Source organism: Kluyvera georgiana ATCC 51603, assembly GCF_001654985.1.
GTDB classification, from domain to species: Bacteria; Pseudomonadota; Gammaproteobacteria; order Enterobacterales; family Enterobacteriaceae; genus Kluyvera; species Kluyvera georgiana.
The window spans coordinates 1-21,887 of sequence record NZ_LXEU01000009.1 but is presented as its reverse complement, the minus strand read 5'-3'; the positions used below and the strand labels follow the sequence as shown (position 1 = coordinate 21,887).

General features: G+C 54.0%; 17 protein-coding genes, 1 tRNA gene and 1 pseudogene. 6 read left to right on the top strand and 13 right to left on the bottom strand.

Annotation, left to right across the window (positions count from 1 at the left end):
* The first annotated feature begins 82 nt into the window (after window positions 1-82).
* The 3 genes from bcsE to bcsG are packed head-to-tail and all read left to right on the top strand — an operon-like array spanning window position 83 to window position 3,505.
* Window positions 83-1,642: a cellulose biosynthesis protein BcsE gene (gene bcsE / locus M989_RS01760; protein ID WP_064541196.1), complete on the top strand. Its 1,560-nt coding sequence runs from the start codon at window positions 83-85 to the stop codon at window positions 1,640-1,642.
* The gene (gene bcsF / locus M989_RS01755; protein ID WP_064541193.1) at window positions 1,639-1,836 is read left to right on the top strand and encodes a cellulose biosynthesis protein BcsF; all 198 of its coding nucleotides are present in this window, start codon (window positions 1,639-1,641) and stop codon (window positions 1,834-1,836) included. Before bcsE ends, bcsF begins: the two co-directional genes overlap by 4 nt.
* Window positions 1,829-3,505, top strand: a complete 1,677-nt coding sequence (bcsG, locus tag M989_RS01750; protein ID WP_064541191.1) for a cellulose biosynthesis protein BcsG — start codon at window positions 1,829-1,831, stop codon at window positions 3,503-3,505. The genes bcsF and bcsG overlap by 8 nt, the downstream gene beginning before the upstream one ends.
* 66 nt (window positions 3,506-3,571) lie before the next feature.
* Here bcsG and dppF read toward each other — a convergent pair whose 3' ends face one another.
* From dppF to M989_RS01715, 7 genes are all read right to left on the bottom strand, one after another.
* Complete coding sequence (gene dppF / locus M989_RS01745; protein ID WP_064541189.1) at window positions 3,572-4,582, bottom strand: dipeptide ABC transporter ATP-binding subunit DppF; 1,011 nt, start codon at window positions 4,580-4,582, stop codon at window positions 3,572-3,574.
* On the bottom strand, window positions 4,579-5,562 hold the full coding sequence (gene dppD / locus M989_RS01740) for a dipeptide ABC transporter ATP-binding protein (RefSeq protein WP_064541186.1): 984 nt from the start codon (window positions 5,560-5,562) through the stop codon (window positions 4,579-4,581). Before dppD ends, dppF begins: the two co-directional genes overlap by 4 nt.
* A gap of 10 nt (window positions 5,563-5,572) precedes the next feature.
* Window positions 5,573-6,466, bottom strand: a complete 894-nt coding sequence (gene dppC / locus M989_RS01735; RefSeq protein WP_064541183.1) for a dipeptide ABC transporter permease DppC — start codon at window positions 6,464-6,466, stop codon at window positions 5,573-5,575.
* A 9-nt stretch (window positions 6,467-6,475) separates the two neighbouring features.
* Complete coding sequence (gene dppB, locus M989_RS01730) at window positions 6,476-7,495, bottom strand: dipeptide ABC transporter permease DppB (RefSeq protein ID WP_064541180.1); 1,020 nt, start codon at window positions 7,493-7,495, stop codon at window positions 6,476-6,478.
* 159 nt (window positions 7,496-7,654) lie between these two features.
* On the bottom strand, window positions 7,655-9,262 hold the full coding sequence (gene dppA / locus M989_RS01725; RefSeq protein ID WP_064541177.1) for a dipeptide ABC transporter periplasmic-binding protein DppA: 1,608 nt from the start codon (window positions 9,260-9,262) through the stop codon (window positions 7,655-7,657).
* Between the two features lie 580 nt (window positions 9,263-9,842).
* On the bottom strand, window positions 9,843-11,168 hold the full coding sequence (locus M989_RS01720) for a uracil-xanthine permease family protein (RefSeq protein WP_064541174.1): 1,326 nt from the start codon (window positions 11,166-11,168) through the stop codon (window positions 9,843-9,845).
* Window positions 11,169-11,224: 56 nt separating this feature from the next.
* The gene (locus tag M989_RS01715; protein ID WP_064541171.1) at window positions 11,225-12,349 is read right to left on the bottom strand and encodes an aryl-sulfate sulfotransferase; all 1,125 of its coding nucleotides are present in this window, start codon (window positions 12,347-12,349) and stop codon (window positions 11,225-11,227) included.
* A gap of 162 nt (window positions 12,350-12,511) precedes the next feature.
* Here M989_RS01715 and M989_RS01710 point away from each other — a divergent pair, with 162 nt between their 5' ends.
* Complete coding sequence (locus M989_RS01710) at window positions 12,512-13,519, top strand: LacI family DNA-binding transcriptional regulator (RefSeq protein WP_064541237.1); 1,008 nt, start codon at window positions 12,512-12,514, stop codon at window positions 13,517-13,519.
* Between the two features lie 107 nt (window positions 13,520-13,626).
* Here the strand turns inward: M989_RS01710 and M989_RS01705 are convergent.
* The 5 genes and pseudogenes from M989_RS01705 to M989_RS01685 all read right to left on the bottom strand — a co-directional run bounded on the left by M989_RS01705 (window position 13,627) and on the right by M989_RS01685 (window position 20,104).
* Window positions 13,627-15,593, bottom strand: a pseudogene (locus M989_RS01705) (AlbA family DNA-binding domain-containing protein).
* Window positions 15,594-15,969: 376 nt separating this feature from the next.
* Window positions 15,970-16,046: transfer RNA gene (locus M989_RS01700), tRNA-Pro, on the bottom strand.
* An 80-nt stretch (window positions 16,047-16,126) separates the two neighbouring features.
* Window positions 16,127-17,818, bottom strand: coding sequence for a kdo(2)-lipid A phosphoethanolamine 7''-transferase (eptB, locus tag M989_RS01695; RefSeq protein ID WP_064541168.1), 1,692 nt, complete (start codon window positions 17,816-17,818; stop codon window positions 16,127-16,129).
* A 214-nt stretch (window positions 17,819-18,032) separates the two neighbouring features.
* Window positions 18,033-19,235, bottom strand: coding sequence for an L-lactate MFS transporter (locus M989_RS01690; protein ID WP_064541165.1), 1,203 nt, complete (start codon window positions 19,233-19,235; stop codon window positions 18,033-18,035).
* A 161-nt stretch (window positions 19,236-19,396) separates the two neighbouring features.
* Window positions 19,397-20,104: a hypothetical protein gene (locus M989_RS01685; RefSeq protein WP_064541162.1), complete on the bottom strand. Its 708-nt coding sequence runs from the start codon at window positions 20,102-20,104 to the stop codon at window positions 19,397-19,399.
* A 156-nt stretch (window positions 20,105-20,260) separates the two neighbouring features.
* On the opposite strand from M989_RS01685, the gene tag reads away from it, so the two are divergent.
* Both tag and M989_RS01675 read left to right on the top strand, forming a co-directional pair.
* Complete coding sequence (gene tag, locus M989_RS01680; RefSeq protein WP_064541159.1) at window positions 20,261-20,842, top strand: DNA-3-methyladenine glycosylase I; 582 nt, start codon at window positions 20,261-20,263, stop codon at window positions 20,840-20,842.
* A complete protein-coding gene (locus M989_RS01675; protein ID WP_064541156.1) occupies window positions 20,820-21,266 on the top strand; it encodes an N-acetyltransferase in 447 nt (148 codons plus the stop codon). The genes tag and M989_RS01675 overlap by 23 nt, the downstream gene beginning before the upstream one ends.
* Here the strand turns inward: M989_RS01675 and M989_RS01670 are convergent.
* The coding region (locus M989_RS01670) for a molybdopterin dinucleotide binding domain-containing protein (protein WP_280683890.1) at window positions 21,229-21,887 on the bottom strand (659 nt) is incomplete at its 5' end. The genes M989_RS01675 and M989_RS01670 overlap by 38 nt on opposite strands.

The window sequence follows — 21,887 nt, the reverse complement described above, 5'->3', positions numbered from 1 at the left end:
TATTTAATTTCAATATTAGGTTTATTCTGACGTTGACACTAGTAAACTTATACGCAGGATTTTCGTCGATAAGAGGGACACGATGAACCCCATATTTTCGCTAGGTATTCAGTCGCTGTGGGATGAAGTGAGCCATATGCCCACAGGCGGCGTGTGGTGGATCAATACTGACCGCCACGAGGATGCCGTTAGCCTGCTAAACCAGACGCTTGCCGCGCAGCCAGATTCGGCCAATGTTGCCGTCGTCAGCATGGGTGAAAACCCCAATAACCTCATAGAGTTAAAGGACAACTCAGGTCCAAAAAAAATTGCGCTGTTTGCCATGCAGAATAGCCAGAATGGTCTACACTTTATGCGCCGCGATTTACTCTGCACGCTGGAACCGAAGGATTATTTCGTTATCCTTTTATGTTCGCACAACGCCTGGGAAAATATATCGGGTAAGAAACTTCTCGATTGGGTAAACAAATCTCAACAATGGGCGAAATACTACCATTGTACTCTTTTAGTTCTTAGCCCAGGTAACAATGCCGATGCCTTAACGTCGCTTCTGCTAGGTGAATATCGTTCACTTTCCGGCCTCGCGAGTTTACGTTACCAGGGTGATAGTCAACTGCTGGATATATCTTACTGGGCTAATGAAAAAGGCGTTAGCGCACGTCAACAGCTTTTAATTAAACAAAACGACAACGGCTGGCATTTAGCGCAGGAAGAGGTTGCCAACGTGCAACCCCGCAGTGATGAAAAAGAAGTGCTGAGTAATATCAATATTCTTGAAGGTGCACCACCTCTTTCAGAACACTGGACGTTATTCGAAACTAACGACGCCGTATTTAATGCCGCGCGGACCGCCCAGGCCGCAACGGTCATATTCTCACTCAGCCAGAATAGCCAGGTCGAACAGCTGGCCCGCTATATTCACACCCTGCGTCGCCAGCGCGGAAGCGCATTAAAAATCATCGTTCGCGAGACGACGCCAAGCTTGCGCGCCACCGATGAACGCTTGCTGCTCAGCTGCGGCGCCAACCTGGTGATTTCGGCAAATGCGCCGCTGTCTCGCAGCCTGACGTTGATTGAAAGTGTGCAAACGCAGCAGTTCAATCACCACGTCCCTAAAGATCTCACCACCTTGCTGGCCAATACCGAGCCGTTGAAGCTGAAGGGCTATCAGAAGTGGGATGTATTCTGCGACTCGGTGCAAAAAGTGATGAATAACACCCTGCTCCCCGCAGACAGTAAAGGGGTGATGGTCGCTTTGCGCCCGGCGCCAGGGCTGCGCGTCGAGCAAGCGCTCACGCTATGTCGCCCTCACCGTATGGGCGACATTGTCACTATTGCCGACCAACGTCTGGTGTTGTTCCTGCCGTTCTGCCGGGTCAACGATCTGGACAAAGCGCTGAACCATATTTTTCCGCTACCTACCGGCGATATTTTCTCTAACCGCATGATTTGGTTCGAAGATAAGCAAATTGCCTCCGAACTGTTGATCATGCGTGACGTGAAGCCAGAACTCTGGACCAAACCACTGCAGATGGCGCCAAAACCGACAAACGTGATTAACGCCACTTACGAGGGCAATGGCTGGCGTCGTTATCCCGAACCTCTGCGTTTGTCCGCCGATACCGAAGAGAAATCGTCATGATGTCAATAAGCGATATAATTCAACTTGTTGTACTGTGCGCGTTCATTTTTTTCCCGCTGGGGTATCTGGCGCGCCATCATCAACGCCGGATTGAAAACGCCTTCCGCTTGATGTTTCTTAAACCCCGTTATGTTAAGCCAGTAGGCGTGTTGCGCCGGGATCTGGCCGTCAGGGCAAAATCAAAAAATGACTAATTCGACGCAAAACGCCACCGCGACGCCTTCTTCTTCCTGGCATTACTGGCGAGGCCTATCCGGCTGGAACTTCTATTTCCTGGTCAAATTTGGCCTGCTGTGGGCCGGATATCTGAATTTCCACGCCATGCAGAACCTGGTGTTTATGGCCTTCCTGCTGTTCCCATTGCCTAACAGTCGTCTACACCGCTGGCGGCACTGGATTGCGATACCTATCGGCTTTGCACTGTTCTGGCACGATACCTGGCTGCCGGGACCGGAAAGCATTATGAGCCAGGGCTCGCAAATTGCAGGGTTTAGCGCCGACTACATTTGGGACCTGATCACTCGCTTTATCAACTGGCAGATGGTTGGCGTATTCTTCGTACTGCTGGTCGCCTGGCTGTTCCTGAACCAGTGGATTCGCATTACGGTGTTTGTTGTCATCGCCATGGTATGGATTAACCTGAGCGCGCTGGTTGGCCCCTCCTTTAGCCTGTGGCCAACCGGGCAAAATGCGACGGCGACAACCGCCAACACGGCAGCGCCAACCGCAACAACGGGCACAAGCGCAGCAGCAAGCGGCGATATTCCGGCACAAACTGCCCCGCCAACATCAGATAACCTGAACGCCTGGCTGAACAGCTTCTACGCCTCGGAAAGTAAGCGCGTCACCACTTTCCCAACGGAGCTGCCGGCTGACGCTCAGCCCTTTGATCTACTGGTCATCAACATCTGCTCGCTGGCAAACTCCGATCTCGAAGCCGCCGCGTTGATGCAGCACCCGCTGTGGTCGCATTTTGATATTCGCTTTAGCAACTTCAACTCAGCCACCTCTTACAGCGGCCCGGCGGCGATCCGTCTACTGCGCGCCAGCTGCGGTCAGCCATCCCACACTAGCCTGTATCAGCCTGCGGGTAACCAGTGCTATCTGTTCGACAATCTGTCGAGGCTGGGCTTTAAGCAGAACCTGATGCTCGACCACAACGGTGTTTTCGGCGATTTCCTGAAAGAAGTGCGTGAAAACGGCGGTATGCAGAGTCCGCTGATGGATCAGAGCAAACTGCCGGTCAACCTGCTCTCATTCGACGGTTCGCCGGTCTATGACGACCTCGCCACGCTAAATCGCTGGATGCAGTCTCCGGATATTCCTGCGGGTGGCCGCTCAGCGACCTTCTACAATATTTTGCCTCTGCACGACGGTAACCATTATCCGGGTCAGAGTAAGACTGCGGACTATAAAGCCCGTGGACAGAAGCTGTTTGATCAACTGGACGCCTTCTTTACCGAGCTGGAAAAATCGGGTCGTAAAGTGATGGTAGTTGTTGTGCCTGAGCATGGCGCAGCGCTGCAGGGCGATAAGATGCAGGTTTCCGGTCTGCGCGATATCCCAAGCCCATCAATTACCCACGTTCCGGCAGCCATCAAGTTCTTTGGCATGAAAGCGCCTCACCAGGGGGCGGCGATTGATATCAGCCAGCCGAGCAGCTATCTCGCCATCTCTGAGCTGGTTGCCCGCGCGGTGGACGGCAAGCTGTTCACTGAAGACAGCGTCGATTGGTCCGCACTGACCAGCAACCTGCCGCAGACCGCCGCCGTGTCGGAAAACTCCAACGCGGTGGTCGTGCAATACCAGGGCAAACCGTACGTTCGCCTGAACGGCGGCGCCTGGGTGCCGTATCCGCAATAACGGTTAGTTGAGGCTAACGAAAAAGGCCGCAGAGTTTCCTCTGCGGCCTTTAAGATAGTGCGTACGTTACACGCTCTTTTCTGGATTCTCATCCTGGTCAACGGCAAAGCATGCCACCAGCTGACCACCATAATCTTTAAGCTGCGGCTGAAGCTGCGTACACGGCCCGAAACGTCGACGGCAACGCGCGTTGAAAGCGCAACCCGGCGGCGGATTCAGCGGGCTCGGCAGCTCACCGGTCAGCTTAATACGTTCGCGGCGATCGTCCGGATTCAGACGTGGTGTCGCGGAGAGCAGCGCCTGGGTATACGGATGACGCGGGTTGTTGAAAATCTGGTCTTTGCTCCCTTTCTCCACGCAACGGCCTAAGTACATCACCATCACTTCGTCGGCGATGTGCTCCACCACCGACAGATCGTGGGAGATAAAAACGTAAGACAGCCCCAACTCCTGCTGCAAATCCATCATCAGGTTCAGCACCTGCGCACGTACGGAAACATCGAGCGCGGAGACCGGTTCATCGGCAATCACCACGTCCGGATCCAGCATCAGACCACGGGCGATAGCAATACGCTGGCGCTGACCACCGGAGAACATGTGCGGATAACGATCGTAGTGCTCGGTCTTTAAGCCCACCTTCGCCATCATCGCCAGCGCTTTTTCACGGCGCTGCTCTTTGCTGAGCGAGGTGTTAATCAGCAGCGGCTCTTCCAGAATCTGCCCTACCTTCTTACGCGGGTTCAGTGAACCGTACGGGTTCTGGAACACAATCTGGATTTTCTGCCGACGCAGCTTCTGCGCATGCGGATCGTGCTTGAGCAGATCCTGCCCCTGGTAGTACAGCTCGCCGCCGGTTGGCACTTCAATCATCGTCAACAGGCGACCCAGAGTCGATTTGCCGCAGCCGGACTCGCCCACCACGGCAAGCGTTTTGCCGCGCTCGAGAGTAAAGGAAACGCCGTCCAGCGCCTTCACCAGGCGCTCAGGGGCAAACATCCCCTTCTTCACCGGGTAGTGTTTTTTCAGGTCAATTGCCTGCAGCAGCGGCTGCTGCGAGGTGGCCTCGTGCGTACTCATAGTGTAGGCCTCCCGGCATCATCGAGTGGGTAGTGACATTTCGACTGGCGAGCACCGTCAACGGTATTCAGCTCAGGCTCTACGCTGCGGCATTTATCCGTCGCATAGGGGCAACGCGGGTTCAGCAGACAGCCGTTCGGGCGGTCGTATTTACCCGGCACGACTCCCGGCAGCGAAGCCAGACGCGCTTTATCCTGAGCAAATTCGGGTAACGCGCGCAGCAGCGCCTGGGTATAGGGATGGCGCGGCGCGCGGAAAATTTCGCTGGCCGCCCCCGTCTCCACCACCTGACCGGCGTACATCACGATGATTTTGTGCGCGGCTTCAGCGACGAGCGCAAGATCGTGAGTAATCAGGATCAGCGCCATATTCTCTTGCTGCTGTAATTCCAGCAGCAGCTCGATAATCTGCGCCTGAATGGTTACATCCAGCGCGGTGGTCGGTTCATCGGCAATCAGCAGCTTAGGACGGCAGGCGATCGCCATGGCGATCATCACGCGCTGACTCATCCCACCGGAAAGCTGGTGCGGATACACGTCCAGACGTGATGCCGGATCTGGAATTCCCACCTGGTTTAGCAGATCGATTGCCCGCTGACGGCGCGTCTGCTTGTTGCCGCCCTGGTGCACTTTAATCGCTTCCATTATCTGGAAGCCAACGGTGTAGCACGGGTTAAGGCTGGTCATCGGATCCTGGAAGATCATCGCCACTTCGGCGCCCACCAGGTTGCGACGCTCCCTCTCGGAGATGCGCTTGAGATCCTGACCGTTGAACTGCAGACTTTCGGCCATCACGCGCCCGGGATAGTCAATCAGCCCCATAATCGCCAGCGAGCTAACGGATTTGCCCGAGCCGGATTCGCCGACGATGCCGACAACCTCGCCCTGATTTACGCTGTAGCTCACGCGGTCTACGGCTTTGAACGGTGTGCCTTCGTCGCCGAAGTGCACCGATAATTTATCTACATTTAATAACGCCATCTCGAACCTCTTACTGCTTCAGTTTGGGATCGAGCGCGTCACGCAGACCGTCACCCATCAGGTTAAATGCCAGCACCGTCAGCAGGATCGCCAGCCCCGGGAAGGTCACCACCCACCAGGCGCTTTGGGCAAACTGCAGAACGTCAGAGAGCATGGTGCCCCATTCCGGCGTAGGCGGCTGTGCGCCCATCCCCAGGAAACCGAGGGCAGCCATATCGAGAATGGCGTTAGAGAAACCGAGCGAAGCCTGAACAATCAGCGGCGCAAGGCAGTTTGGGAAAATATTGACGAACATCTGGCGCATCGCCCCGGCACCCGCCACGCGAGAAGCGGTCACGTAGTCGCGGTTTACCTCCACCAGTACGGCGGCGCGGGTTAAACGGACGTAGTGCGGCAAGGCGACAAAGGTTAACGCCAGCGCGGCGTTACCAATCGACGGCCCGAAGATAGCCACCAGCACCAGCGCCAGCAGTAAGCTCGGCAGCGCCAGCATAATATCAACGACGCGCATGATGATGTTGTCGACGAGGCCACCGAAGTAGCCCGCCACCAGGCCAAGGATGATCCCCAGCACCAGCGACAGCACCACCACCAGACAGCCAACCAGCAAAGACAGACGCGCGCCGTACATCAGGCGCGACAGCACATCGCGGCCAACGTCATCGGTGCCCAGCAGATGCGCCAGACTGCCGCCGTCCTGCCACGCAGGCGGAGCCAGCAGCGAATCACGGAACTGATCCGCCGGGTTATACGGTGCAATCCAGTTGGCGAAGATGGCAATAAACAGCACGATGACCACGTACACCAGGCCAACCACCGCGCCTTTGTTGCGTTTAAAGTAGTGCCAGAATTCCTGTAGCGGGGTCATCGGCACCGGTGCTTTGTTCTCAGTAACTTGTGACATGACGGCCCCTTACTTCTTATGACGAATGCGCGGGTTCACCACGCCATACAGCAGGTCTACCAGCAGGTTGACGAGAATAATCATCGTCGCCACCAGCAGCACGCCGCCCTGCACTACCGGATAGTCTCGGCGTTGCAGCGCATCAATCAGCCAGCGGCCCAGGCCTGGCCAGGAGAAGATGGTTTCCGTCAGAATCGCCCCCGCCAGCAGCGTACCGACCTGCAGGCCGATAACCGTTACCACCGGCAGCATGGCGTTACGCAGCGCGTGCACGATAATCACGCGCATGCGGGTCAGCCCCTTAGCGCGCGCGGTACGAATGTAGTCTTCGCCCAGCACTTCCAGCATGGAGGATCGCGTCATACGCACAATCACCGCCAGCGGAATAGTACCCAGCACGATAGCGGGCAGAATCATGTGCGCCAGCGCATCGATAAAGTTACCTTCTTCGCCCCAGATAGCGGTATCAATCAGCATAAAGCCGGTCAATGGGTTGGAGTCGTCAAGGAACACCATATCGCTGACGCGCCCGGAAACGGGCGTCAGGTTCCAGTGCACAGAGACCAGCATAATCAGCATCATGCCCCACCAGAAAATCGGCATGGAGTAGCCGGTCAGGGCCAGACCTACTGCGGTGTGATCGAAGATAGAACCGCGCTTCACCGCGGCCAGCACGCCTACCGGAATCCCCACGGCGACGGCAAAAATCATGGCGCAGATACCGAGTTCCAGTGTCGCTTTAAAGCGCGGCACAAACTCGTCCCACACCGGGAGACGACTCTTTAATGAAATCCCTAAGTCACCGTGCAGCACGCCCCAGATATAGTGGAGGTACTGCTGCCACATTGGCTTATCCAGGCCGAGTTCAGCCAGCAGCTGGGCATGGCGCTCAGGGGAAATACCACGCTCGCCCGCCATAATCATCACCGGATCGCCGGGGATCATATGCACGAAGGCAAACGTGAGGAGGGTGATACCGATAAACGTCGGGATCACCAGACCCAACCGTTTGAGGATGAACTGCAACATAACCCTGATTCTCTCTAATGACGGCCCACCTGGTCACAGGCCGTCTGTATTGCTCACAAATCTGCCGCCTTTCATAAACGCGAGAGGCGCAGATACGGCGCGGCTTCCCGCCCCAAAGGGGGCAGGAAGCATGCGCAGCCTGTTAAGGCGTCGTCTTTATTATTCGATCGATACGTTGTCGAAGTGGTGCTTGCCTAATGGGTCAACCACGTAGCCTTTGACTTCTTTACGCACCGGCTCGTATACGGTGGAGTGAGCGATGATCAGCGCCGGAGCCTGATCGTGCATCACCACCTGCGCCTGTTTGTAAAGCTCAACGCGCTTGTCGTGGTTGTCGGTGGCACGCGCCGGTTGAATCAGGTCTTCAAACGGTTTGTAGCACCAGCGAGAGTAGTTAGAACCGTCTTTCGCCGCTGCGCAGCTGAACAGGGTCGCGAAGAAGTTATCCGGATCCCCGTTGTCGCCGGTCCAGCCCATCATCACGGCCTGGTGTTCGCCCGCTTTCGCACGCTTGAGGTACTCGCCCCACTCGTAGGTCACGATCTTGGCCTGTACGCCGATCTTCGCCCAGTCAGCCTGAATCATCTCAGCCATACGGCGAGCGTTCGGGTTGTACGGACGCTGTACCGGCATCGCCCACAGCTCAACGGTGAAGCCTTTATCCTGGCCTGCTTCTTTCAGCAGCGCCTTGGCTTTTTCCGGATCGTAGCTGTAGTCTTTGACGTCGTCGTTATAGCCCCACATCGTTGGCGGGATCAGGTTCTTCGCGGCTACGCCAGCGCCCTGATAAACGGCTTTGATGATCGCTTCTTTGTTAACTGCGTAGGTCAGCGCCTGGCGCACTTTCACGTCATCAAACGGTTTTTTCTCGGTGTTGAAGGAGAGGTAGCCCACGTTCAGGCCAGCCTGTTCCATCAGGTTGATGCTCTTGTCTTCTTTCATGCGCGCGATGTCGGCCGGGTTCGGGTACGGCATCACCTGGCACTCGTTTTTCTGCAGCTTGGCGTAACGCACGGAAGCATCAGGCGTGATGGAGAAGACCAGGCGATCGATCTGTGGCTTGGTGCCCCAGTAGCCCGGGAAGGCTTTGTACAGAATACGGGAGTCTTTCTGGTACTGCACCAGCTGGAATGGGCCGGTACCGATTGGGTTCAGGTCCACTTTCTCCGGCGTGCCGGCTTTCAACATGTTGTCAGCATATTCTTTTGACAGAATAGAGGCGAAGTCCATCGCCAGGTCGGCCAGGAACGGCGCTTCCGGGCGGGTCAGCACGAACTGAACGGTATGATCGTCGACTTTTTTCACTTCGCTAATCAGGTCTTGCAGACCCATGCCTTCAAAGTATTCATAGCTGCCGCCAGAGACTTTGTGGTACGGGTTCTGTGGGTTTTTCTGACGGTCGAAGGAGAAGACGATATCGTCGGCGTTTACGTCACGAGTCGGTTTAAACTCTTTGTTATCCTGCCACTTCACGCCCTGACGCAGATGGAAGGTGTAGGTTTTACCGTCCGGGCTGATGTCCCACTTCTCGGCCAGACCCGGAATCACTTCCGTGGTGCCGGTTTTGAATTCAACCAGGCGGTTATAGATAGGTACGGAGCTGGCATCATAGGTGGTACCAGACGTAAAGAGCTGTGGGTTAAAGCCTTCCGGCGAGCCTTCTGAACAATAAACCAGGGTTTTGGCCTGTACGCTGGCAGCAACGGTCATCGCGACCAGGCTGAGGCCCAGCTTCAGCATCCCTGACTTCTTCAAGGAAATACTCATTATTCTGCTCCAATGTGATATGTGTTGTTTTTACCCTTTGCATTGGGTTACACCGCCTGACCTTATTTTTTATTTAACCGGCTGGGTCGATGCATATAGAGGCGAGGGATTCCTTTCACTGGAACATCTGAGTTGCAGTGCGGATTCTCCAGGAAATGCCCCTCATGCCGTACAATCTGTCAATAGAATGTGAAAACGTCAATACAGTTAACCGGGATTTGTATTGAAGGTGAGAGGATGGGCAAAGATTAAAAAAACCCCGAAGCACTATTTTCAGCAGAGAAATTTATGCTATGGGCATCAAGGCAGAGTTATTCACTTAATACTTTGCAACATTCAGTGATTAACAATTAGTCATTATGTGAAAAATTTCTTTCGATATGCTGATTATCTGAGCGATTAATGCCGCGAACGTTAAAACGCACAGCTGAAAATGCTGAGGTTACCCATAAGTAGCGCGAAAAAAGATTCGTCTATGCATATAAAAATACAATGGAATATGTCACATAATTGTGAACAAGCAGTGAAAACATAGTTCTTTGCGTGGATAAGAGCAGGCCAGCGGCCCGCTCTCAGAAACCTATGGTTTTACACGAGCCTGACTTCGCTTTTCACTCCAGTTAAACAGCGAGTTGACCAGAATCGCCGTCAACGTCCCCGCCGCCATGCCGTTACCAAACACCATCTGAACGCCTGACGGGAAATTTTGATAAAGCCCCGGCACCAGAATAGGCAGCATGCCCATCGCCAGCCCCATTGCCAGCGCGTAGGTTTTGCCCGGTGTGTGCAATGGTTCACGAGCGATCATATCGATACCAATCACCCCGATAATGCTGAACACAATCACCGCCGTACCGCAAACCACCGGCCCTGGCAGGCAGGTCGCAAGACGAACCAGCGGCGAGAACAGCGCAATAAGAATCAACAGCAGCCCTGCTGCGGCGGTGACATAACGTGATTTGACATTGGTGGTGCGCACCACGCCGATATTTTCGCCGGAGGTAATAATCAGCGATGTTCCGAAGATCCCACCCAGCAGCGACATAACCGCATCGCCGCGAATCGTACGCGGAATCGCTTCACGGACATTTTGCGTAGAATTGACAATCTCCGCCGTAGCAATCGTTTGCCCGGTGGCTTCAGCCATAGAAATTACCGCGTAAATCAGCAACGGCAACGAAGCAGAAAGGTTGAAAATAGGCCAGCCGAAGGGAAACAATTGCGGAACGCTGAACAGCGGGCCGTGGCTGACGCCGCTAAAATCGGTGCTGCCCAGCATCATGCCCAACAGCGTACCGGCAAGCAGACCAAACATCACGGCAAGCTGGCGCAGAATACCGGTAAAAACCAGCGCGAAAACCAGCGTAATCAGGATTGTTCCCAGCGATAAAATAATGCTGGTCGGGTGAGCGAAATCCGTACTTCCCGGTTGGCCAATTATCAATCCGCCGTAGAGACGAATCAGGTTTATCGACACCATCAGCAGCATAATGCCGATAATAAAGGGCGGGAAATGGTGCAGACAGCGGCGGAAAATAGGCAACGCCAGAAAGTAGAACAATGACGTTAAGATAACCGCGCCAACGGCCGTCTGGATATTGGTTTGCAGAGCGATTGCGACAAAAATCGCGATCGGCGCGCCGCCGGGCACCATGATAAACGGCAGGCGTGCGCCTACTCCCTTCACGCCCAGGCTTTGCAGAATCGCGCCCAGCCCGCACATCAGAAACGTAGCGCTCAGCACCGAAGCGGTCACCGCATCGGTAAAGTGCAGCGCTTTGGCGATCAGAAAAACGGAAGTGATGGGGGTCGCGGCGACGACCAGTACATGCTGAAGCGCCAGAAGAAAGGTCGTTTGCCAGGGTAATGCGTCGTTGTCCGGCGTGGTAAGGCCAGGTTGCGGCATGATTGCCTCCCGTTAAACATCAAAAAATGACCGCCAGCGCGAGCTGGCGGCAGAGATTATTTCAACCAGGCAATCGCGTCGGCGGCATAACGATGCGCGCGGAATGCACTGTTCTGTTTTCCGGGAATAATGCCTTTGCTCAGGTGCTCCGGATACTCATTGAAGAACGGAATGATATATTCCCAAACCGTTTCCCCTTCCGGCGTCACTTCAAACAGACGACCAAATGCGGATTCACAGATAAAGGTGTTGCCGTTCGCCAGACGCTGCGCGCTGCCCATATAAGGGGAGAAGAAGGCCGGCGGGAAGATATCGCGATACTGCCAGGTAATGGCATGGGTTTGCGGATTGAACTCCAGCACCGTGGAATGCGGGGAGGTCACACCCGGACGCAGGTTGCCATTGTCAAAAACAAGAATCGACCCATTCTCCATTTCAACCGGGGTATGCTGCTGCGCCACCACTTCCGGCCCCGCGTGCCAGACAACCTTGCCGCTCTCTTTAGATACGGCAATCACGCCAGATGTCGTACGCAGGCTCATCAGCACCAGGCCATCACGGGTTACCGACAGGCCGTTAATCATCGGCCAGTGGCGACGGTCAAAGATCTCATGAATCGGGAAATCTTCCGGATTCAAATGCTCCCAGGCGCGCCATTCCCAGACCACTTCACCGTCGCGATTGACCTCTTTGACGACGTCGCTCTGAATCACGCCGTCCGGCGCATCACGTCGTGGGTCGCCGCCGGTCACACGGGCAGCGATATCGGCAGGCAGCGGCGACGCGGCGGTATACAGCAGATTACCGTTCGGCAACCACTGCGCATCATGGTGATGGAAGATGTCTTCATAGTGCCAGACGATTTCGTTATCAGGCGTCACTTCGTAGAAATCACCGCCATGCCAGAGATCCCACGCGGGATAGAGATTCGCGGAGGTACGGTGGCTACCGTTATATCCCAGGTTACCGTTAGGCAGCAGCACCGCATCGCGCCCTGCACGTACCGGCAGCTGCCACTGATGCGCCACCTCGCCCTGTTCATCAACCAGATAAACCCGCCCTTCTGCTGTTTGCGGGGCAAAGAGGGTATACCCGCCGAAACTCTTCTCTTTATCGATAAAGGTGAGCCCGGATGGACGGCGTCCAAGGGTAAAAGTCGGATCCTGAGTTAAGTGTGCCACGTAGCCTCCAGATGGATAAATTTGCGTAAAAATACTCCATTAAAACGTTTTAATGAAGAATTTTTTCTGAAAATGCTTATTCATCAGCTGGCAAAGCGACGCAAAAGGTCAGCACAAAAAAGTGTGTTAATCTGTGCAAAAGATTTTGGAGGCTGCAAGCAAATGCCTGCTCAAGAAAAAAAACGCGCAAAGTTGATTGATGTCGCCCGCCATGCCGGCGTGTCGCCAGGGACAGTATCCAATGCGTTGCATAACACGCGCTTTGTCGAACCGGAGACGCGGCGGCGTATTGAAGAGGCGATTGTCGCGCTAAACTACACGCCCAATATCCGCGCCCGACAGCTACGCACCGGCAAAACCAATACCATCGCGCTGCTCTCATCGGTACCGTTAACCATTGCTTCCGGCGCCTCCCGGCTGGGATTTATGATGGAAGTTGCGCTTACTTCCGCCATGATGGCGCTCGAAAAACAGCATGCCTTGATTCTGGTACCACCGGGCGCCAATCCGCTGGATGCGGTCGGCTTCGACGCGGCGATTCTGATTGAGCCGGCGGAAAACGATCCCCAACTATACACGCTGGCGCAGGCTGGTATCCCTTGCGTGACCATTGGCCGCACGCCGGGGACCGATACGCCTGTGCCGTGGGTTGAACTGCATTCGGCGGCAACGGCGCAGATTCTGCTCACACACCTTGCGGATTCCGGCGCCCGTAAATGTGCGCTATTTGTCGGCAACACACGGCGCACATCAACGCTGGAAACTGAAGCGGCTTACCGGCGCTGGTGTGAAGGACGGCAGTCCCCCGTCGTCTACTCACTCAATGAAAGCGACGGTGAAAATGCCGGCTACCGCGCGGCACATCAGCTATTACAGGAACACCCTGACGTTGATGGCGTGCTGGTGCTGATCGATACCTTTGCCAGCGGTGCTGTACGCGCTTTTCAGGAACAGGGCATCGCCATACCGGATCACATGCGCGTGGTTACCCGCTATGACGGCATCCGCGCGCGCGAATCCATGCCGCCGCTGACGGCGGTGAATATGCATCTTGATGAGGTGGCGCGCCAGGCCATCACGCTCCTGTTTGCCGTTCTGGCGGGTGAGAAGGTCAGCTACAGTAAGGGCAAAGCGCCGGATCTGGTCGTGCGGGCGTCTACTTCGCGATAAAACACGTAGAAGAGAGCTGAGCTACAGATGCAAAAAAGCCGCTCAGAGAGCGGCTTTCATATAAGGCCTAACAATGCACCCGCGCCAGAAGCCTACTAACAGCAAATCTAAGAGAGCGTATACCCCTGTCTTGGCGAATTCGGCTTGTTAGGAAACGCCAGCTTCAGTTGCTTTGAATCCACCATAGGTTTTAAGTAATTCTGGCGAATGCTCTGCGCTTTACGTCTCAACAATATTTCCATTACTGCGACAGATAAGTAATGCCCATCGCACAACTGGACTAGCAGTTCCTTCATTACTCCTACTTCCAGCCGACGGTGTTCCCGCGATGGCGCAGCTAACGCTTCAAGTTCATCCCGAAACCCATCACTCAATACGTCAAGATCATCAATAAACGGTTTATCTAGCAATTGACTGATAAATCTACCGTATTCATCTCTTCCCTGATGACTATCCACCAAGTCAGGATCGCTATGCGTTAAGTTGATGCCACTATGCGTTAAGTCCTGTGCATTATGCGTTAAGTCTGATGTAGAACTTAACGCATTAGCGAAGACTTCTTCCGGAGACGGCAACTCCATTCCAGGTAAGCTGTATGATTTATCGCGCTTTTCACCACTGGCGACAAGAAAACCCTTGTCCACTAACTTTGGAAATGCCAGGGTAACATCACGAGAATGTCTGCTTGTGAGCTGACATGCTCTCTCATGGTTTACCCAACCTTCTGTCGCCGCCGTGATAACAATCATTCGTTCGAGATCATCAAGCAGATGAAAACGTTGACCAAATAAATCATCAAGCCGCTCAGTCACCTCCTGTGAGACAAGGCTTACCGTCGACAACTCAAGCAGCGTTTGTTCAGAAGGCTCTGTTTTCTCATACAATTTTGGTGTTCGCCAGTTCGCTCATTTCCAACCGCTCATGATCTTGGGTACACCAGAACCTGCACGCTCACCTGCGCCAATCATTAAGAACATCTGGTGCATACGGCGGTTACGGCAGTCGCTTTCTCCACCCTTCACTGCGATTTCCGGCGGTATCCGCATCAGCCCAGGATTACGGAAGCCAAAAAGATCCGGCCGCCTGACGACTAAGATAGAACTTCGGCCCGTGTAATCAGCATGCACCAGAGTGTTAACAAGCGCCTCGCGGATAGCTTCATGAACTTTGGTTTCATCCAGTCGAATGCCGTCCTGCAATTCAAAAGGCACCTTAAGGTCGGAAATGAGCTTTCGATATGTTCGGCGGTAAAAATCGAAAATATTGCCTGACCATGAACCATCCGGATAGATGCGGTCGATCCAGCGGGAGTCAGGTTGTGTGTCATCCCGCTCACGATAATCAACAAAATAGTTTGGAACCGCATCCTGAATAGCGTTCCAGGTACCAAACATCAGGATACCCGCAAGAGTGATACCTTCTTCCCCACTCTGACGATTTTTGCGCCAGCCACCAATATTCCTGAATAAATCGATGATATCCAACTCCAGCCAGGGATGCTGAGGCTTCGCAACAGCAAAAAGGTTACGGTAGGCGCGCAAACTGTCCTGATCGATATCACTGAAATCAAACCCGGCAAGGATACGGTCATCACGACTATCCTCAACCTGCTCCGCGAGCATTCGTTTGATTTGCTCTTCAGAACAGTGGCAGTCTCCTTCATGACGACGAATGTATGTTTCCGTCATCGGCTGGTTATTGAGATAGACCGGCTTTTGTTCACGTCTTGCTACGGGGATCTCGATGACAATAACCGCTTTATTATCAAGATTGATGGTCTGTACCGATTGTTCGGTCAGTAAATTGACATTAACTTTTTTCTTATTGTTTGCAATATCAAAAAGTTGCTTCGTAACGATAGCAATCTCGCTGATCCCCTCAACGATAAAATTCCCTTTCTTTTCCCTGACACCCAGCACGACATAACCACCCGGGTATTTGCCATGGCGCTGTATGTTCGCCAGAAATCTTCCGGCAGTTTACCTTTACCATCCGCTCCCTGCGCCAGCTTAAACTCCAGTTCAACTGATTCAGAAAGCGTTTGTAAGTCCAGCAAATCACTGACAGGAAACATAGTCGGATCGGCACCTGTTTAATTTAACAATCCAGGAAGAGAGAAGGACAACCTGAGCGAATAGTTAATTGTATTATCAATACAAACACCTGCGGTGCATCCAAAATTTTATAAAATTGCCAGTAGCCTTTTGGAATTTTCCCGCAGAGCGCAAAGATCAGCCTGCGTCATGGCAGAATAAGAGACAAAGCTCGCATGCCGCGTTTCTGGCTATGTGGTTTGTAATAGCGAAAGTGTCACAATTTTGAAGCGGAAGAGGTGATTTATCACTCAGTCATCATCACGCACTCCGAATTTAAGTCAGGAACGTGTCAACGCTAGTCAGGACGGGTCAACAGACGCAAAAAAGCCGCTCAGAGAGCGGCTTTTTCTAATTTGGTCGGTGATAGAGGATTCGAACCTCCGACCCCTTCGTCCCGAACGAAGTGCGCTACCAGGCTGCGCCAATCACCGAATGCGGCGCATCTTACTGCTGCGCCCCGCCCTCGTCAATCCCTTATTTAACAAAAGCCCCTTGTTCGGCCAGAAAGCCATCACTGCGCCGATTTTTTCGCCTCGGGGATATGGCACCAGTTGTTGTACTCGTTGATCCCACCGTCCGGAGAAGTGTAACCCAAACAGCCCATAATGGTGTCATAAAGCTCCACGTGGCGTTTCGGCTGCTTCATCGCCGCCTGCTGTTGTAGGTATGCGAACGACTTCGCGTGGTCCGGATTTTCCAGATACTTATCCGACATCCAGACCATCATCGGCACGCGGAACTGCTCCGGCGGCGCCATCTTGCGCGGCGTACCGTGCAGACGTTCGTGATCGTTGATCGACTCGCCATGGTCCGCCGCATAGAAGACGATGGCCTTCTTATCACGTAACTGATCAAAGATGTTGACCAGGAAGTGGTCAACGTAGGTGATCGAGTTATCGTACGAGTTAATCAGCTCCGCTTTGCTGCATTTATCATCCACATTTACGCACTCCGGCGTCCAGCGGGCAAAGCTGCGCGGATAGCGCTGCGTGTAGTTAAAGTGCGAGCCTTTGGTGTGAATGATGATCAGGTGTTTACCGTTAACGCCGGTTCGCGCCAACACGTTTTTCATTTCATCCGCCAGCAGCATATCGTCCACGCTCTTGCCACGGTTACGCGGCTCGGCGCCAATCTGCTCGCGATAGGCAATGTTGTTGGCCATGGTGTTACTGTAGAACCACAGTTCGCTCTGCATCGCCAGCAGGTCACCGGTAAAGCCGAGCTGATGCAGCACCGCAAACACGTTTTGTTCCTTTAGCGTGCGCTGCGGGTTATCGCTCGCCCCGCCCTGCCGGACAAACATGCAGCGTAACGAAAGCTTGGTCGCGGTATCACAGGAATAGCCGCGGAACGCCACCAGATTTTTCTCTTTCTCCAGCTCCGGCGTGGTGTTGCGCGCATAGCCGAACAGTCCCATGTGATCCCAGCGGGTCGTTTCGCCGATGATAAACACCAGGTAGGTGTCATCAATGTCTTTAGGCGCAACGTAGGTAAACTTCTTCGCCGGGTCGATCAGATCGCTGGTATCCAGCGATTCATCAACCTGCGTCCAGCCGTACAGGCTTAGCGCAGAGACCCAGTTGCTCGGCAGGTAAGAGTTGGCCAGTACACCGCCATAGCTCGGCAGATCGACCTTTGAAAGGCGTTCGCTCTCTTTCAGGTGGGCTTCCATCAGACGAATGGGCCCCCACACCAGCACCGCGCAGAGCAGCACAATACCGATACCACGCAGGCGCTGCCCTGACGTCAGCAGTTGATTAAGCAACGTATCCCGCGCCTGGTTAAACCAGATAAAGACCAGCGGGATAATGCTGGTCAGCACCAGCCAGGAAATAAAATGCCAGCCCACCACCTCTTTGGAGAGATCGACATCGGTTGTCATCACCGATGCGATAATCCCGTAGCCAATGACCACATTCAGGTTGGTCATATAATAGCTGGCACCCGCGGAAATCAGCACCACGGCCGTTGCCAGCACCTTCCAAACCGTACGACCTCCCAACGACAGCAGACGCAACAGGAAAAACGTCACCAGCAGCGAACTCACCAGCTCAATGCCGATAAACATCCCTTTCTCGACGCTGAAGTCCGACAAATACCCCTCGAACCGACGAACCAACACGGAATAATTCATAAACCAGCCGATGTATACCGCCAGCAAAAGACTGAGCTTTTGCAGGGACATCGCTTTGATATATCTCATTCGAAAAACCCTGGAAAAAGGGAAAATAAAAAACCAGTTACAAATCACAGCATGAGTAGACTAGTTAATTTATGCGGTATGCCCATGGGGCCGCATTTGCAAGCGCGGTAAGTAGACAACAAGAAAGGGGAAAAGTATTCGCTACGGATGTGATCAGGCCAAATATTTACAAAAATATTTGGCCTGAATCATCTTATTGAGGAGAGTGATAATATTAAGCGTGCGCTTCGTGCAGAATTTCCGTTTTCGGCTGGCGAATGGTGGTAGACAGCGCCAGTGAGATAATCAGCAGGGCGAAGATAACGCAGAAGGTGACGTAGAAGCCGCCAAACAGGGAGGCGATCAGCGAACCGCAGATGCTGCCGATACCAAATCCTAAGTAAATGACGCCGTAGTTTTTCGCCAGGTTGTTCAGGCCGAAGAATTCACTCACCAGCGATGGGAACACGGTGATGGTGCCGCCGAAGTTAAAGGCCACACAGGCAATCGCGGCGAAGAAGGTCATTTCGTTCAGCGGAGCAAACAGCAGCGCAGCCATACCCACCAGCGAGATAATCTGACCAATGGTAATCACGCGGATACGGGCGATTTTGTCAGATAGGATACCCAGCACCAGACGGCCGCTCAGGTTGGCAATCGAGATAACGGTGACGGCGTTTGCCGCGGTCGCCAGATCCAGATGCACCATCCCCTGTGCGATGTCTTTGGCAACACCAATCACATACAGGCCGCTCATGCAGGCGGTCAGGAACATCACGGCCAGCATCCAGTACTGCGGTTTACGCATCGATTCCGCCAGCGTGAAGTCATTTTCCATCACGCCGTTATGTTTCTGGACTTCCTGATTCGGCGCATCTTTCATCAGCATCGCGCCGAAGACGATCATCACCAGCACGATCGCGCCCCAAATCATAAAGGTTTTTTCCAGCCCGACGCTCGCCAGCAGTTGGCTGTCGATAAATTTGAAGCCAAGGCTGCCCAAACCGTAGGAGCCGATGGCAAAGGCGGAAATCAGCCCCTTACGTTCCGGGAACCATTTCACGCAGTTGGAGAGCGTCAACAGATAGCCGGCGCCATCGGCCAGACCGACGATGATACCGGCGCTCAGCCACAACATCATCAGGCTGTTCGCATGCGCGGTCAGGAGGAAACCCAGCCCCAACATCACGCCGGAAGCGATGGTCACGCGTTTAACGCCAAAGCGTTCCTGCAGTTTACCCGCCACGGAAGAAGAGAGCGCCAGACCCAGGCTGAGTAGACCAAAGGAGAACGCTACCTGGCTGACCGTCGCGTCCAGTTTGCTGGACAGCGCGCTGTTGAACAGGCTCCAGGTGTAAACAGAACCTAAGGCGAACTGGGTAATAATGGTGCCGAACAATGTCAGCCAGCGGGTGTGATTTTTAGTTGCAGCGTTCATGATGAAGATGCCTTCTTGAATTAACTGCTGCCAACGATAACGAAGTTAACATTTTCGTTGGTTCAAAAAGGCATGAAATGCATTGAGGATGGAATGAAATGCATCAGCGGCGGAATGAATGACATTGAAAAAATGATTCCGCCGCTGAATATATTGCATGATTAGAAGCGCGCGCTGACGCCCATGGTATACAGATAGTTTGCGCCAGCCGCCATATTATCCGCCTGCGAGAGCGCGGCGTAAGCCGCCAGATGTGAATTCAGTAACATATCTGCGCCCACGGTCACATCCACCCAGTTGCCGTCCTGCGTCGTGGTCGGCATCCGGTTCAGGCCAGATTGCGCTTTCCACTGATTCTCGCCGAACTGCTGGTTATAGCTGACCTGCGCCCACGGGCGAATGCCCAACCACGGATGCGAATCCACGCGCCACCCGAGCGTGCTCACGCTCGCATGCCAGAGCGGGTCGGTTTGCGCACCGGCGCTGGCGGTATCGCCAAATTCATTCCACATAAAGCCCGGAGAGCCATCATAGTGCCACGTCGCTACCGGCCCGGTGGTCATGCTCTCCGTCAGCGGGAAATTCCAGCCAACGCTCATTGTTTTGCTCACATCCAGCGGCGTCGCGTCCGGGACATTCATATTCAGCCCCACGCCAATTTGCATGGCGTCGATACGTTCCGCCAGAATGTCATTGTACCGCGGTTGGTGATCGCTATCCCATGTATAGCGCTCGGCAGTATTACTTTGTGAGTCAGTCACGATATATTCCTGTTGCCAGGCATTCGCGTGTGGCGATACTAACATCCACACAAAAACCGACGCTGGCGCAACACATCGCCAAAGGCCATTGCATTTCTTATTATTCATTAAGTGACTCCAGAAAGAGCCAATTTTGGCAGTTATTGTTATGTTTTTAGGGATAAAGATCCCTGTATTAACTATTGTCTCTTTATGACAGGCGTCAAGCGAAGTGCAGGGTTTTATTATTATGCGTGCGTGATCGACAAAAACAGGGAGAAATAAATGCAGCGCTGTGGTTGGGTAAGCCAGGATCCGCTTTACATTGAGTATCACGATACCGAATGGGGCGTCCCCCAAAGAGATAACCAGAAACTGTTCGAGATGATCTGCCTCGAAGGCCAGCAGGCCGGACTGTCCTGGATAACCGTGCTGAAAAAACGTGAAAACTATCGTCGAGCCTTCCACCATTTCGACCCGGTAAAGGTCGCCGCCATGACCGAAGAAGATGTCGAGCGGCTGGTGCTGGACGCTGGGATCATCCGTCACCGGGGAAAAATTCAGGCCATTATTGGCAACGCCCGCGCCTATCTGGCGATGGAGGCCAACGGTGAATCATTCAATGACTTTGTGTGGTCGTTTGTGAATCACATACCGATCGTGACTCAGGCCACGACGCTTGGCGAAATCGCGACGTCAACGCCCGCTTCCGACGCGCTGTCAAAAGCGCTGAAAAAACGGGGTTTTAAATTCGTGGGCACCACCATCTGTTATTCCTTCATGCAAGCCTGCGGGCTGGTCAACGACCACGTAACCACCTGCTTCTGCCATCCTGGAGTTAAGCATGATCAGAAAATGGAACACTAAGCAATTCGACCCTTTACTTGAACTGTGGCTAGAAAGCACCACCTTTGCGCATCCGTTTATTAACGCCCAGTACTGGCAGGAGAGCTTAAGCATTGTGCGCGATACCTACCTTCCCGCCGCCGAAACCTGGGTGTGGGAAGACGAGCAACGGCTGCAAGGGTTCGTCAGCGTCATTGAATCGCGCTTTGTCGGCGCGCTGTTCGTTGCGCCAGAAGTCATCCGTCAGGGCATCGGCCATGCGCTGCTCAATGTCGTTAAACAGCACTTTTCCGATCTCAGCCTGGAGGTCTATCAGAAAAACAGCCGGGCGGTGAATTTCTACCACGCGCAGGGTTTTCGTATTGAAGACAGCGCGTGGCAGGAGGAGACCCGGCATCCCACGTGGATTATGCGTTGGCAGGCGGATCAAACGCCGTTAGCGTAAGCGCCGATCCATCATATTTCTCGACCCATGCCAGCGCCGTATTACCGGCGCAGCCATTCCCCAGCCGCGAGCTGGGGATATCTTTGGTCAGTACGTTCACCGCACCGTTTTTGCAAATTCCGCCGTTCTCGGTCGCGAAATCAGGCCACGCACCTTCGTGCAGGCACATCACGCCGGGCTTAATACCGTCACTGACTACCGCACCTGCCAGCACCTGCCCCCGGTGGTTCCAGACGCGGACCAGGTCGCCATCGGCAATCTGGCGCATCTTCGCATCCTGCGGATGAAGGGTAATCGGTTCACGTCCCGCCACCGCATAACGTTCACGCAGAGAAGTATGGTTAAGCTGACTGTGCAGACGATGCGCCGGATGCGCAGACAACAGCTGGAGCTGACCAGGCTGCGCGTTGCCATGCCACTCATCCGGCGCCAGCCACATCGGGTGCGGCGGACAGTCGGCATACTGGAAGCTGGCAATACGCTCGGAGTAAATTTCGATTTTGCCGCTCGGCGTTTTCAGCGGATTGGCCTGCGGATCGGCGCGGAAGGCAGCAAAGCGAACAAAATCCGCGTTCTGCTCGCTTTCCGGCATTTCAATCAGCACGTTATCCTGCCAGAAAC

Bases quoted from the DNA above. Each gene is read 5' to 3' on its own strand.
- M989_RS01710 (WP_064541237.1), top strand. From the start codon at position 12,512: ATGCCTGCTCAAGAAAAAAAACGCGCAAAGTTGATTGATGTCGCCCGC.
- bcsF (WP_064541193.1), top strand. From the start codon at position 1,639: ATGATGTCAATAAGCGATATAATTCAACTTGTTGTACTGTGCGCGTTC.
- eptB (WP_064541168.1), bottom strand. From the start codon at position 17,818: ATGAGATATATCAAAGCGATGTCCCTGCAAAAGCTCAGTCTTTTGCTG.
- dppA (WP_064541177.1), bottom strand. From the start codon at position 9,262: ATGAGTATTTCCTTGAAGAAGTCAGGGATGCTGAAGCTGGGCCTCAGC.
- dppC (WP_064541183.1), bottom strand. From the start codon at position 6,466: ATGTCACAAGTTACTGAGAACAAAGCACCGGTGCCGATGACCCCGCTA.
- M989_RS01690 (WP_064541165.1), bottom strand. From the start codon at position 19,235: ATGAACGCTGCAACTAAAAATCACACCCGCTGGCTGACATTGTTCGGC.
- M989_RS01720 (WP_064541174.1), bottom strand. From the start codon at position 11,168: ATGCCGCAACCTGGCCTTACCACGCCGGACAACGACGCATTACCCTGG.
- dppD (WP_064541186.1), bottom strand. From the start codon at position 5,562: ATGGCGTTATTAAATGTAGATAAATTATCGGTGCACTTCGGCGACGAA.
- M989_RS01685 (WP_064541162.1), bottom strand. From the start codon at position 20,104: ATGAATAATAAGAAATGCAATGGCCTTTGGCGATGTGTTGCGCCAGCG.
- M989_RS01675 (WP_064541156.1), top strand. From the start codon at position 20,820: ATGATCAGAAAATGGAACACTAAGCAATTCGACCCTTTACTTGAACTG.
- dppF (WP_064541189.1), bottom strand. From the start codon at position 4,582: ATGAGTACGCACGAGGCCACCTCGCAGCAGCCGCTGCTGCAGGCAATT.
- dppB (WP_064541180.1), bottom strand. From the start codon at position 7,495: ATGTTGCAGTTCATCCTCAAACGGTTGGGTCTGGTGATCCCGACGTTT.
- bcsG (WP_064541191.1), top strand. From the start codon at position 1,829: ATGACTAATTCGACGCAAAACGCCACCGCGACGCCTTCTTCTTCCTGG.
- bcsE (WP_064541196.1), top strand. From the start codon at position 83: ATGAACCCCATATTTTCGCTAGGTATTCAGTCGCTGTGGGATGAAGTG.
- tag (WP_064541159.1), top strand. From the start codon at position 20,261: ATGCAGCGCTGTGGTTGGGTAAGCCAGGATCCGCTTTACATTGAGTAT.